Annotated in this window: 12 protein-coding genes; 6 read left to right on the forward strand and 6 right to left on the reverse strand. The window is 63.1% G+C overall.

Annotated features, from left to right (window positions below):
- The first annotated feature begins 212 nt into the window (after positions 1-212).
- Positions 213-1,316 (forward strand): NADH:flavin oxidoreductase/NADH oxidase, encoded by a 1,104-nt coding sequence (locus QEO92_RS24710; protein WP_227704771.1) that lies wholly within the window; start codon positions 213-215, stop codon positions 1,314-1,316.
- A gap of 4 nt (positions 1,317-1,320) precedes the next feature.
- Here QEO92_RS24710 and QEO92_RS24715 read toward each other — a convergent pair whose 3' ends face one another.
- The 6 genes from QEO92_RS24715 to QEO92_RS24740 are packed head-to-tail and all read right to left on the reverse strand — an operon-like array spanning position 1,321 to position 6,017.
- Positions 1,321-1,824 carry a hypothetical protein gene (locus tag QEO92_RS24715; protein WP_227704772.1) on the reverse strand — a complete coding sequence of 168 codons (504 nt, stop codon included), beginning with the start codon at positions 1,822-1,824 and terminating at the stop codon, positions 1,321-1,323.
- Entirely contained in the window at positions 1,821-2,441 is a 621-nt protein-coding gene (locus QEO92_RS24720; protein WP_227704773.1) for a hypothetical protein, read from the reverse strand. Before QEO92_RS24720 ends, QEO92_RS24715 begins: the two co-directional genes overlap by 4 nt.
- Positions 2,441-3,055, reverse strand: a complete 615-nt coding sequence (locus tag QEO92_RS24725) for a hypothetical protein (protein ID WP_227704774.1) — start codon at positions 3,053-3,055, stop codon at positions 2,441-2,443. The genes QEO92_RS24720 and QEO92_RS24725 overlap by 1 nt, the downstream gene beginning before the upstream one ends.
- Positions 3,052-3,813, reverse strand: coding sequence for an ABC transporter ATP-binding protein (locus QEO92_RS24730; protein WP_037152300.1), 762 nt, complete (start codon positions 3,811-3,813; stop codon positions 3,052-3,054). Before QEO92_RS24730 ends, QEO92_RS24725 begins: the two co-directional genes overlap by 4 nt.
- Positions 3,810-4,874, reverse strand: coding sequence for a FecCD family ABC transporter permease (locus QEO92_RS24735; protein WP_227704775.1), 1,065 nt, complete (start codon positions 4,872-4,874; stop codon positions 3,810-3,812). The genes QEO92_RS24730 and QEO92_RS24735 overlap by 4 nt, the downstream gene beginning before the upstream one ends.
- 3 nt (positions 4,875-4,877) lie before the next feature.
- Positions 4,878-6,017, reverse strand: a complete 1,140-nt coding sequence (locus tag QEO92_RS24740; protein ID WP_052182899.1) for an ABC transporter substrate-binding protein — start codon at positions 6,015-6,017, stop codon at positions 4,878-4,880.
- A 336-nt stretch (positions 6,018-6,353) separates the two neighbouring features.
- On the opposite strand from QEO92_RS24740, the gene QEO92_RS24745 reads away from it, so the two are divergent.
- The 5 genes from QEO92_RS24745 (at position 6,354) to cydB (ending at position 13,225) form a co-directional block, all read left to right on the forward strand.
- Positions 6,354-6,926 carry a GbsR/MarR family transcriptional regulator gene (locus QEO92_RS24745; RefSeq protein ID WP_037152310.1) on the forward strand — a complete coding sequence of 191 codons (573 nt, stop codon included), beginning with the start codon at positions 6,354-6,356 and terminating at the stop codon, positions 6,924-6,926.
- Positions 6,927-6,973: 47 nt separating this feature from the next.
- Positions 6,974-8,716: a thiol reductant ABC exporter subunit CydD gene (gene cydD / locus QEO92_RS24750; RefSeq protein ID WP_407722170.1), complete on the forward strand. Its 1,743-nt coding sequence runs from the start codon at positions 6,974-6,976 to the stop codon at positions 8,714-8,716.
- A complete protein-coding gene (cydC, locus tag QEO92_RS24755; RefSeq protein ID WP_227704777.1) occupies positions 8,713-10,404 on the forward strand; it encodes a thiol reductant ABC exporter subunit CydC in 1,692 nt (563 codons plus the stop codon). The genes cydD and cydC overlap by 4 nt, the downstream gene beginning before the upstream one ends.
- Before the next feature lie 81 nt (positions 10,405-10,485).
- A complete protein-coding gene (locus tag QEO92_RS24760) occupies positions 10,486-12,063 on the forward strand; it encodes a cytochrome ubiquinol oxidase subunit I (protein WP_037152316.1) in 1,578 nt (525 codons plus the stop codon).
- A 4-nt stretch (positions 12,064-12,067) separates the two neighbouring features.
- Positions 12,068-13,225 carry a cytochrome d ubiquinol oxidase subunit II gene (cydB, locus tag QEO92_RS24765; protein WP_227704778.1) on the forward strand — a complete coding sequence of 386 codons (1,158 nt, stop codon included), beginning with the start codon at positions 12,068-12,070 and terminating at the stop codon, positions 13,223-13,225.
- Positions 13,226-13,233: the final 8 nt, after the last annotated feature.

The raw sequence follows: 13,233 nt of genomic DNA on the forward strand, positions 1-13,233 counted from the left end.
CGGCACGCGGCCCGCTTGCATGCCGAAAGACGATCCGACAGCGTCGCAGCACCTTATGTTGTTCAAGAAACGGTGTAAGGGCGGAGGCCGGGCACGCCTCCCCTCAGTGTGACTTGAAGCGGCAGGCATGATTTGCCAAAAAAGCCGGAACCGATCTCCGGCGCAAACCTCCTCCCACCTCGAGTGCCATCGATCGCACAAAGGAATCAGCCATGGCCCAGCCCGTTCTCTTCACGCCCTTCCGCGTCCGCAACCTCGAACTCGAAAATCGCATCGTTATCGCGCCCATGTGCCAATATTCGGCAGAAGACGGATGCATGACCGACTGGCATCTGATCCATCTCGGTCAGCTTGCATTGTCGGGTGCAGCATTGTTGACGATCGAGGCGACCGGTGTCGTGCCGGAAGGCCGTATTACCTATGCGGATGTCGGGCTTTACAACGATGCGACCGAGGCCGCGATGGCCCGGGTACTCGAAGGCATCCGCAAATGGTCGGACATGCCGATTTCGGTTCAGCTTGCCCATGCCGGCCGCAAGGCTTCGACCGATCGCCCCTGGTCCGGCGGCGGCCAGATCGCCCCGGATCATCCGAATGGCTGGCAGACCGAGTCGGCTTCGGCGATCCCGTTCAACCCGAAATACGTTCCGCCGGTCGCTCTCGACAAACAAGGGCTGAAGCGTGTGCGCGACGCCTTTGCGGCTTCCGCCGTGCGCGCGGCCCGGATCGGTCTTGATGCGATCCAGATCCATGCCGCGCATGGCTACCTGCTCCACCAGTTCCTGTCGCCGCTGTCCAATCAGCGGACCGACGAATACGGCGGTTCCCTCGAAAATCGCGCCCGTTTCCCGCTTGAAGTCTTCGATGCGGTGCGTCAGGCATTCCCATCCGACAAGGCGGTGACGGTGCGTGTTTCCGCAACCGACTGGGTCGAGGGCGGTCTCGACATCGACCAGACCGTCGCTTTTGCCCAGATGCTGGATGAGAGGGGTTGCGATGCGATCCACGTATCGAGCGGCGGCCTGCATCCCGAACAGAAGATCCCGCTTGGCCCAAGCTACCAGGTTCCATTGGCTCGTGCCGTTAAGGCCGCGGTCAAAATGCCGGTCGTGGCGGTCGGGCTCATCACGGAGCCGGTTCAGGCGGAAGCGATCGTCGCGACAGGCGATGCCGACATCGTCGCGCTGGCGCGTGCCGTGCTCTACGATCCGCGCTGGTCCTGGCATGCGGCAGCGGAACTCGGCGCTCAGGTCAAGCCCGCGCCTCAATATCTCCGCTGCCAGCCATCCCAGTTCAGGAACCTGTTCAAAGCCTGATTGATCAGGCCTCTTCGTAAAGGGCGTCGGCCGGAGCCGCGAGCAGCCGGTCGGCCATTTCCTGCTTCAGGTAGGTCAGGCGCTCTTCCTCCTGCGGGCTGCGGTCCGGTTTCTGGCCGAGGCGGATGAATTCTTCCCGCACATGGCCGTCCTTGAGCTGCAGGGTGACCGTCTTGCCGCGATAGGTGAGCTCGAAGACGTAGCGCTGCAGGACATCGCCGCGCTCCGGCTTCTCCAGCGCGTGATCGACCGTATAGCGTCCCTCCGTCAGGCCGCGCGTCACCATTTCAAAGGCGTCGCGTCCGCCGGGACCGCGAAAGGCGGTGCGAGTGACGATCTCGCGCCGTTCCGGCGGGCCGTCGGGGCTGACGAGGGGAAAGCCGCGCTGCATCACCTTGAAGGCATGCGCCACGCCACCCGGAAAGCCGAAGCCGTGGAAGTGCATGATGTCGGCATAGGTGTAGGAGAGCGGCTTGCCGTTCTCGAGAACATCGATTCTATCGGTCATTTTCGTGGTGCTCCGTCCAGCTCTTCGCGCATCCAGGACAGGAAACCGTCCAGGAAGCGCGTCGTTGCCGGCATGAAATGCGACCCGTGATGGAAGCACGGATCGAGGCTGGTGATGATCATGCGACCGGGCGTCGTCACCTCGTCCACATAGAAGATCGGCTTTCCGTCGCCATTGATGGCGAGCACCTGCGAGCCGTCGGGCGGGTCGAACCAGCCGTGCAGGTGCCAGGTGAGGTCCCTCTCTCCGAGGCGGCCGAAGAGAGAATGATCTGGCGAGGCGATTCGGACGCCGAGGTCGGCGCCGGGTGTTAGCCACCACCACCAGTTCGTCGGCTGGGGCATGAAGGTGATGCCGGGCAGGAAGACCTCCAGGGCCGTCTCGCCGATGGCGACGATCGTGCCACCCTGGTCCAGATAGGCGCGGAGCTGATCGACATGCGGCGCCAGCCGATCTGCAGGCGTGCGGCAGGGAATGAAGACAACGGCGTGTTCGGCAAGGTCCTCGCCGGGCAGGTCTTCCGGCCGCACGAGCCTGTCGAAGTAATGAGCATAACGCGGTGCTTCGAGCGTCTCGATATGATAGTAGGCGCCGGGATGGATCGCGAGGATGCTCATCAGTTCAATTCTCCGGAAAGCCACGCGACGGAGCGATGGGCAAGCAGTTTCTTGATTTCGGGATCGTCGCCGCAGCCCCAGAAGTCGTTTCCCGCATGGGAGAGGAGTTCGCCGCCCTCAGGCCGCGCCCACACCCAGTCGACCGGGATTTTTGCCGGCCCGAGCGCATTGATGACGACTGCACCTTCCGGCGGCGGATTGTGTCCTCGGCCATAGAAGCCGGCGACGCCGCGATTCGTTTCGAGCTTCTTCTGGTCAATCCCGGCGAAGATCGGGTGATCGTGGAGCCGGATCTGGTCGAAATCAGGCCGTTTCGGTTGGGGCATGGGGATGTAAGTCCCGAGCTCCGGCAGGATCGGCCGCAGGATATGACCGTGATGGATCCACCGGCCGCCGCGATCGAGGAAACCCGCGACCGCCGATGCGAAACGCTGGAAGCCGATCTGGTCGAGATGCGTGGTTGTGATCAGGCCGCGGGCCGTGTCGAAATGTTCCTCGGTGAGTTCCATCTCGCGCACCACTTTCATGGCTCCCGAGGCGACGGCATCCGCAAAGAGCGGTGCCGTCATGGCAAACGGCTCCTGGTAGTGAGACTGGATCATCAGGATGGTCATGCGGCGCGGATTCCTGCAAAGGCGGGCAGAACTGCCCGGTGGGTTTCTCCGGAGGGGCCGTCAAGCTCGACGACCCGCATCGGCACGCCGTAAAGGCGCTCCAGATGGTCCGGTGTGATCGTCTCGGCAACGGGGCCGAACAGCGGTGGCTGGCCGTCCGGCATCATCAGCAGTGCATCGTCCGCGGCGGTCAGTGCATGATTCGGATCGTGGGTGGTGAAGACGATCGCCTTGTCGCGCGGTGCGCGCAGCGCGTTGAGCAACGTCAGCAGCCGTTCCTGGTTGTGAAGGTCGAGGGCCGCGGCGGGCTCGTCGAGAACCAGTGCTTCCGAGCCGGTCGCCAATGCACGGGCGAGCAGCACGAGCTGCCTTTCACCTCCGGACAGCCGGTCGAAGAAATGATCGGCGAATCGGACAGCACCGGCTTTCTCCAACGCCGAATGAGCGATGGCAAAGTCGTTCGAGCCCGGCTGGCCGAACAGGCCGAGATGGGCGGCACGACCCATGACGGCGATATCGATCGCCCGGTAGCGCTGGTTGCTGGTGCCGGTCTGCGGTACGTAGCCGACGATCTCCGGCGCGATCCGCTGGCCGGTATCCAGCCGCTGGAAGCCGAGCATCGCTTTCAGCGTCGTCGTCTTGCCGCGGCCGTTGGGGCCGAGGATGGCGAGCGTCCGGCCGACCGGCACGGAGAAGCTCAAGCCGTCGATGATAGTTCGAGCGCCGAAACGGACGATGGCGTCCTCAAGGCCGATCATGATCCGGTCCTTTCACGGTAGTGGTTGCGCAGCAGGACCGCGAAGATCGGCGCGCCGACCAGCGCGGTGATCACGCCAAGCGGGATTTCGGCGGCGGTTGCGGTGCGGGCGAGCGTATCGATGATCACCATGAACCCTGCGCCGAGGACGACGGAGGCCGGCAGCAGCGCACGATGATCGTGTCCGACCAGCAGGCGGGCCGCATGCGGGATGACGATGCCGATCCAGCCGATGATGCCGGAGACGGCCACCTGGCTGCCGACGATCACGGCGATCAGCCCGAAGACCAGCCAGCGCTCGCGGGTCGTATTGGCGCCGAGGCTCTGCGCTTCGGCCTCATCCAGCGACAGGATATTGAGGCGGAAGCGGAGCATCCATAGAAGCACGGCTCCGAGGATGAGGCCGGGTGCCGCGATCAGGGTGCGTTCCCAGGTGGCCGTTGCGAACGATCCCATCAGCCAATAGACGATGGCCGGCAGCGAGGTGTTGGGATCGGCGACGAATTGCAGAAGCGACACGACCGCCGAGAACATCGAACTGATGACAAGGCCGGAAAGAATGACGGTGACCGTCTCGGTCCGGCCGTTGATGCGTGAGAGCATGCCGACGAGGATGAGCGCCGCCATGCCGAAAACAAAGACCATGGCGATCAGCGGAAAACCCCAGATGCCGAGCATGATCGCCAGGGCTCCGCCGAAGGCTGCTCCCTGGGAAATGCCGAGAATATCCGGCGAGACGAGCGGATTGCGGAAGACGCCCTGAAGCGCTGCGCCGGCGACGGCAAGCCCGGCACCGGCAAGCGCCGCCAGAACGACGCGCGGCGCCCGGACGAGCAGCACGATGCGCTCGTCGATGCTAGCAAGCTCCCGCGCCGGATTGATGATGCCGAGCCAGATGAGCTCCAGCGCCCGACCCGCCGGAACCGAAAAGCGGCCGACGCAGAGGCTGACCACGAAGGCGACGGCGAAGAGCGCCAGGAGTGCGGCGAAGACGGCCGTCTGCCTCGCGATATGTGAACGACGGACCACCAGGGCCGCCCCATCCTGCGTCACGACCGCCATCTCTTATTCCGCCTTGAACTGCGTGTAGTTCGCAGCATCGCCTTGCTGCTTGGTCCAGAGGATATCGTCGATATCCGCGTCGGTAAGCTCGTAATTGTAGAGCGTCTTGTATGCGGTCTTCATCTCGCCGCGGACATCGTATTTGAAGACGTCCGGCTGGATCAGATTGGCTGCCCACATCCAGGAGAGCGGCGACTCCTGGTTCGGCGGATCCCAGCGATAGCCGCCAAGCGGCATCTTGTAGACGCGCCTGTTCCTTGCAGCCTTGGTGAGCGACAGGACCGGATCGTTGTAGACCCAGTCGACACCAAGTTTGGCCTCGAAGGCATTCAGCAGGATCACGTCGGGATCCCACTCGGCGATCTGTTCCTTGTTGATCGAAACCGTGCCGTTCAGTTCGGCAGAGGCATTTCTGCCGCCGACGAGTTCGATATACCAGGCATTGTAATTGCCCTTGGTGCCTGACGCTGTGATGTCGGAGAGGGCTCGGCCGACATAAAGCACGTTGGGGCGCTTGTCCTCGGGGATGGTTTTGGCCTTCGCCTCGATATCCTTCTGGATGTGGTCGCGCCATTCGACCAGTTCGCCGATCCGCTCCGGCTTCCCGAGTGCCGTGGAGGCCATGGTCATATATTCACGGGTCAGCTCTTCGGTTCCGTAAAGAATCAGCATGGCGGTAAGCCCGGCATTGGTGATCGGCGCGACGATATCGTTGCCGCGACCGCCCCACTGGATGACGAGGTCGGGATTGGTGGCTGTCAGCGCCTCGACATTCGGCACGAAGTTCGGCGCGGTCACGTCGGAGGGAATATCCTTCGCTTCCGGGAAGATCTTGCCGAGGATGCCTTCCGTCACGGCGCTCTTGGCGGTCGGGTTCATGCCGACGAGCTTGCTTGTAGAACCGTCCAGCGCGATGACAGTCGATGCCATCGGGATGACGATCGAGACGATCCGCTCGGCCGCCTTGGCGAGGCGGACCTCGCGGTTTTCCTGATCCTTGAAGACGATCTCCTCTGCCGCGACGCCCTGAGCAAGGGTGCCCGCCAGCAGGCCGGAAAAGGCAGCGGCGAGAAGGCCGCGAGAGGCAATACGGATAAGCCGAACCATCATCTGTCCCCGATTGGTTGCTGTGTCGGGGAGCATTCCTAATCCGCGCGATTAATGTTGTCTACAAATCTCCACTTTAAATTTGATCGCAGATGCAAATCTCCAGATCAGGGATGATACGGCGGTCCGGTCGTGGAGGATCCTTCTTGGCTGCCCCGTTGTTCGCGCCCCGACATTGCCGGACGACCCGGCGCGGAACCTTGCCGCCTATTCCGGTCTCGCACCCTGTCTTATCGCGTTCGTCCCTCGCCTTGTCGGCGGTTCCCTCAAGCTCTTGTGAGCGTCTGAAGAAGGATTCGTTCTTGCGCAGATGCAGCATGCTAACTATATGGTTTTCAGAAATTTCTGAAATCTCTGTCTGGATTGAATTTTATGAACCTTCCTCCCATCGTCCAATCTTTCGTGCTGCATTTCGGCGAGATGGGAAGCCGCTGGGGTATCAACCGCACGGTCGGCCAGATCTATGCGCTGCTCTATGTATCGCCCGAGCCGCTGTGCGCCGACGAGATTGTCGAGGCGCTCGGCATTTCCCGTTCCAACGTCTCGATGAGCCTGCGCGAGCTCCAGGGCTGGAACCTCGTGCTGCTCAAGCATCTGCCTGGCGACCGACGGGATTTTTTCACCACGCCGGATGATGTCTGGCAGATTCTGCGAACGCTCGCCGAGGAAAGGAAGAAGCGCGAGATCGATCCCACGCTCTCGGTCCTGCGCGAGATTCTGATGCAGCAGCCCGCCGGTGACGACGAGCGTTTCGCGCAGGAACGCATGGCGGAAATGCATACGTTGATCGAGCGCCTGACGAACTGGTACGATGATGTCAAACAGCTCGATACGGATCGGTTGGCGATGCTGCTCGGACTCGGATCGAAGGTCACCAAGCTCCTGGAGGCCAAGGACAGGATCGTCTCCATTGGTCGCCGGAAACCGGCAAACGGGGAGCAATGACGATGGCGTCGACCAGCGCGCTCTCCGCTCCACCGCAAGCGGCACGCATGGGGACTGCCGCTTCGCGTTCGGTGGAGAACGTCACCGAAACCGCGCCGACCGAAGTTGATGACGGCAATATTTCCTCGGGACGGTCCGAGCCGATTCGCCTGTCGCGCCTCGGGCCGGTTCTCCAGGTGCTTGCCTCGCTGCTTTGGCTCCCGCAGGCCGGCCTGTTGAGCCTGAGCATTGGAAGCCTTGCCGCAGGAGGAACTGTTGGCACGGTTTCCTGGTATGCGGCCGGTGTCCTCCTGCTTGGTATCGCCAGGTCCGTTCTGGCCGCGCTCGGCAATCGCGTGGCCTTTCGGGAAGCACGCGCAGCCTTGTCCCAATGTCGTGCCCGTGCCGTTGGAGTTCTCGCCTCCCGGTCTCCGCTTGATCCGCAACGGCCAGCCTCCGGCCTCGCCGCCAGCACGCTGGCCGAGCAGGCCGAAGCCATCGTGCCCTATCTCTCGCGCTTCCGGCCGGCGCGGTTGCGGGCGACCGTCGTTCCGGTCGCAATTCTGCTCTGCGTGCTGACCTATTCCTGGGTCGCAGCCCTTGTGCTGCTTGTTGCCGCGCCGCTGATTCCGATCTTCATGGCATTGGTCGGATGGCGGGCCAAGGCTGCGAGCGAGGCGCAGCTTGCCGAAATGGGCGGCATGAACGCCTTTTTGCTCGATCGCCTGCGCGGCCTGGCGACGATCCGCGCCATGGAGGCGGTGGAGGTGACGGCATCGAGACTGAGAACCAATGCCGAAAACCTGCGTCTGCGCACCATGGCCGTGTTGAGGATCGCCTTCCTTTCGTCGGCTGTCCTTGAGCTTTTTGCAGCGCTCGGCGTTGCCATGGTCGCGGTTTATGTCGGCTTCCACCTTCTCGGGCAACTTCCCTTCGGCGCGTGGGGAGAAAAGCTGTCGCTTGGCGAGGGCATGTTCATTCTCCTGCTCGCACCGGCCTTCTTCGAGCCGCTGCGTGATCTTTCTGCCGTGTGGCACGATCGTGCGGCAGGAGAAGCGGCGCTCGATGCGCTCCGCCGGCTGTCGGAAAAAGGCCCGGAACTGCCCGGTTCGGAAAGCGGGCAACGGCCAGCCGCTACCGCCAGTTATGCGGCACTGTCCGTCCGCGTCGAAAATCTCCGCTTTCGCTATTCTCCGCAGGGTAGCCCCGTATTCGATAGCTTCAGCCTGAAGGTTGCGTCGGGAGAGCACATCGCCTTGCTTGCGCCGAGCGGCAACGGCAAGTCGACATTGCTTGCGCTGATCGCCGGCCTCGCGCTTCCTGAGGGCGGGCGCATCCTGATCGGAGGAGAGGCACTCTCGTCGGATAATGCAGCGCGGCTGCGTCGGAAGATCGCCTGGATCGGCCAGAATCCGCATGTCTTTGCCGGCACTCTTGCCGGCAACGTGACACTCGGGCGGCCGGATATGGATCGCCAGGCGGTCCGGGCGGCCCTGAATCTCGCCGGCCTCGGAGAGGTTGCCGCGAGGAGGGGGCCGGCTCCGGTCGGGGAAAATGGTGTCGGCCTTTCAGGCGGAGAAGCCTTGCGACTGGCACTGGCGCGCGTCATAGCGACCCCGCAAGCCGGGCTTGTCCTCGCCGACGAGCCGACTGCCCATCTCGATACCGTCACCGCCGGGAGCATAACCGATGCTTTGATCGCATTTGCCCGAGGTCGCACGTTGATCGTCGCCACCCATGACCCCGTATTGGCCGCACGCATGGACCGCGTCGTTGATCTGACGACGATGAACCCGGAGGAGGGAGCATGAGACGCCTTGTTCGCCGGCTTCATCCGATCGCCGCCCTGTTCCTGTCCGGCAATCGAGCCATGCTTCTTGCCGGTACGCTTCTTTCGGTCGTGACTGTGCTGTCCGGCATTGCGCTCCTTGGCCTTTCCGGCTGGTTCATCACCGCCACCGGAATAGCCGGACTGTCTGTGGCGACGGCACTCGCCTTCGATGTTTTCGCGCCGGCGGCGGGCATCCGCTTTCTCGCACTGGCGCGCACGGCCGCCCGTTATGGCGAGCGGCTGATGACGCATGACGCGACGCTGCGGATCCTTTCGGGCCTGCGCGAACGGTTGTTTCGGGGCTGGGCGGTGTCCGGCGCCGCGGGCGAACTCGCCAAGCGACCGGCGCGCCTCCTTTTCCGCCTGACGCTCGATATCGACGCGCTCGATTCGCTTTATCTGCGTGTGCTGGTGCCGATTGCCGGCGCCCTTTTGGTTGCCTTGGCGAGCGGCATCGCCCTGGGGCTGATGCATCCGCTCCTGGGGCTTGCCGTCGCCACGCTTCTCATCATCGCCGGGATCGGCATACCGGTCGCGGCGGCCATGGCCGCGAGGCGGCCTGTCCAGCGTCGCGCCCGCGCCCTGGAGGTCTTCCGCTCGCAGGTGATCGACCTCGTTGCCGGCCAACGCGAGTGGATCATGGCCGGTCGGCTCCGGGCACGCCAGGAAAGCCTTGCGGCCGTCGACCGTTACCTCTCCGGGAGCGATGATGCTCTGAACCGCATCGAAACGTGGGCCGAAGCGGGTTTCGGTATCGCGAGCGCGCTGCTGCTGGCCGCGACCCTTGTCGCAATGGCTTTCCTCGTGGAGGCCGGCTCGATCGGTGCTCCGGTCGCCGCACTCGGTCTGATGCTCGCGCTCGCGGCGCTCGAACCTTTCGGCGCCCTGCGGCGAGGCGCGGTCGAACTCGGCCGCACGCTGCTTGCCGCGTATCGGATCTCGCCCCGGCTGGAAGACCGAGGGTTGGCGCCAGTCGACATTGCGCCACCGCCCGGCGTCGCCGTTCGCCTGCAGGACGTCGCGGTCCGGCATCCCGGCACTTCGGCGCCGGCATTGCGTAGCGTGGCGTTTTCGATCCGCGATGGTGAGCGGATAGCTTTGATCGGGCCGAGCGGTGCGGGCAAGTCGACCCTCCTTGCGCTCATCGCCGGCGAGATTGGCGTCGAAGCCGGGCGTGTTGAATGTCTCAAAGCGACGCTCCTGACACAGCGTACCGAATTGTTCCAGGACAGCCTGCGCGACAATCTCCGCCTTGCCGATCCTGAGGCAACCGACATCTGTCTGTGGGATGCATTGGATGCCGCCGGTCTGCGACGTGATGTCGAGGCCTTGCCGGCGAGACTTGAGACCCGGCTTGGGGAGGGCGGTCACGGCCTTTCAGGGGGACAAGCGCGCAGGCTTGCCCTTGCACGACTCTTCCTCCGCGATACGCCGCTCTGGCTGCTCGACGAGCCTACTGAAGGGTTGGACGGCGCAACGGCGCGCGACGTGCTTGACCGTCTCGACGCGAGATCGGCGGGCCGAACGATGGTCATCGCGACGCATATCCGGCGGGAAGCCGCGATCGCCGATCGTCTGGCCATCATGGATCGCAGAACCATAATCGCCGTCATGCGGCGGGGCGAGCCGGATTTCACCGACGCCCTCGACGCGTTGCGACCCGACTAACCAGACTTTGACGATAATCAAGTGCGGCCTGCCGGGTTTTTGCCATAGTGGCGGCAGACCGGAGCAAACGGAGAAACTGAAATGGACCTTGGCATCGTAGACCTATCGCGTTTGCAATTCGCGATTACCGCACTTTACCATTTCCTCTTCGTGCCTCTGACGCTCGGTCTCTCCGTGCTGCTGGCGATCATGGAAACGGTCTATGTGATGACCGGCCGGACGATCTGGCGGCAGATGACGAAATTCTGGGGCACGCTGTTCGGCATCAACTTCGTTCTCGGCGTCGCCACCGGCATCGTGATGGAATTCCAGTTCGGCATGAACTGGAGCTATTACAGCCACTATGTGGGCGATATCTTCGGCGCCCCGCTTGCGATCGAGGGGCTGATGGCCTTCTTCCTCGAAGCGACCTTTGTCGGCCTCTTCTTCTTCGGATGGGACAAGCTCTCGAAAGTCGGTCATCTCATCGCGACCTGGGCGGTAGCGCTCGGCTCCAACTTCTCTGCGCTGTGGATTCTGATCGCCAACGGCTGGATGCAGAATCCGGTCGGCTCGGCCTTCAATCCGCAGACCATGCGCATGGAAGTTACGGACTTCTTCGCCGTTCTTTTCAATCCGGTCGCCCAGGCGAAATTCGTGCATACGGTCTCCGCCGGCTACGTCACCGCTTCGATCTTCGTGCTCGGCGTTTCCGCCTGGTATCTGCTGAACGGCAGGTACGCCGAACTGGCAAAACGTTCCATGACCGTGGCGGCCTCCTTCGGCCTAGCCTCGTCGCTCTCGGTCGTCGTGCTGGGTGACGAAAGCGGTTATCTCTCCACCGAGCATCAGAAGATGAAGCTCGCCGCCATCGAGGCGATGTGGAAGACCGAGCCGGCGCCGGCCGCCTTCACGCTGATCGGTATCCCGGATCAGCAAGCCCGCGAGACCCATTATGCGATCCACATCCCCTGGGTCATGGGGCTGATCGGCACGCGTTCGCTGACGACCGAGATTCCCGGCATCGAAGACCTGGTCGAGCATGCGAAGGTCCGCATTCGCAATGGCATCATCGCTTTCGACGCTCTCCAGCAGATCCGCGCGGGGGGAGAGAGCGGTACTGTCGCCCCGGAAGTGCGCAAGGCGTTCGAGGACCGTGGCTCCGATCTTGGTTATGCGCTGCTCCTGAAGCGGTATGTCGACGATCCGCGCCAGGCGACGGATGCGCAGATCGACAGCGCCGCCTGGGATACCGTACCGGGCGTTCTGCCGCTCTTCTGGTCGTTCCGCATCATGGTCGGATTGGGCTTCTTCTTCATCGCCCTGACGGCCCTGTTCTTCTATCTTTCGGCGCGGCGCATGCTCGATCGCTATCCCTTCCTGCTGCGTGTGGCTGCCTTCGCGATACCATTGCCCTGGATTGCCGCCGAACTAGGCTGGGTTGTCGCAGAGTTCGGCCGCCAGCCCTGGATCATAGAGGGTGTGCTGCCGACAGCCGCCGCGGTTTCCAACCTCGGCGCTTCGACCGTGCTTCTGACGATCATCGGCTTCGTGCTGATCTATACGGTCCTGTTCATCATCGAGATGGCGTTGATGGTTCGCGCGATCCGCAAGGGGCCGGAACCGGACGATGAACCGGAAGCCGAACTCGTATCGCCCTCCCTCGTAGCCGCGGAGTAAGATAATGATCCTGCATGATTTGATCGACTATGAGACCCTGCGCATCATCTGGTGGCTGCTGCTCGGCGTGCTCCTGATCGGCTTTGCCGTGATGGACGGCTTCGATCTCGGGACCGCCTCCCTCCTGCCTTTCGTCGCCAGGACGGATGTCGAGCGGCGCGTCGTCATCAACGCCGTCGGGCCGGTCTGGGAAGGCAACCAGGTCTGGCTGATCCTCGGCGGGGGCGCGATCTTCGCCGCATGGCCGCCGCTTTATGCGGTTTCCTTCTCGGGTTTCTACCTTGCCATGTTCGCGATCCTGTTCGCGCTCATCCTGCGTCCGGTCGGTTTCAAATACCGTTCAAAGCGTGAGAGCGCGGCATGGCGGTCCGCCTGGGACTGGGCGCTCTTCATCGGCGGTTTCGTGCCCGCGCTTGTCATGGGCGTTGCCGTCGGCAACGTGCTCCAGGGCGTTCCATTCCATTTCGACGGCGACTTTCGTATCTATTATGAGGGCACGACGCTGTTCGAACTGCTCAATCCGTTCGGCCTGCTCTGCGGGCTCCTTTCCGTCGCCATGCTCCTGATGCATGGCGCGGCCTGGCTGGTCCTGAAAAGCGAGGGTCCTGTCGCCGAGCGTGCGCGCGGCTATGGCAGCATCGCTGCGATGGCGACGATCGCCCTGTTCGCGATAGGGGGACTGTGGCTGTGGCTCGGTATCGATGGTTATCGGATTACCAGCGAGATCGTCACCACCGGCCCGTCGAACCCGCTCGGCAAGACCGCCGAACAGGCTCCTGGCGTCTGGTTTGAAAACTATGCGGCTCACGGCTGGATGATGATCGCGCCCGCCCTGGGTTTTCTCGGCGCGGCGGGTGGCCTCGTCTTCATGCGTGGCCGGCGGGAAATCCTGACGATACTTTCCACGGCCGTCTCGATCCTCGGCATCATCTCGACGGTCGGATTGTCGATGTTTCCCTTCATCCTGCCTTCGTCGGTCGATCCCCGGTCGAGCCTGACGGTCTGGGATGCCTCATCGAGCCATCTCACGCTTTTCATCATGCTCGTCGTGACGGTGATCTTCGTGCCGATCATCGTCGCCTACACGGCTTGGGTCTACCGGGTTTTGTGGGGCAAGGTCGATGAAAAGGAAATCCGCGACGGCACCGGCCACGCTTATTGAATGGAAAG

Source organism: Neorhizobium petrolearium (genome assembly GCF_029854435.1).
GTDB lineage: Bacteria > Pseudomonadota > Alphaproteobacteria > Rhizobiales > Rhizobiaceae > Neorhizobium > Neorhizobium petrolearium.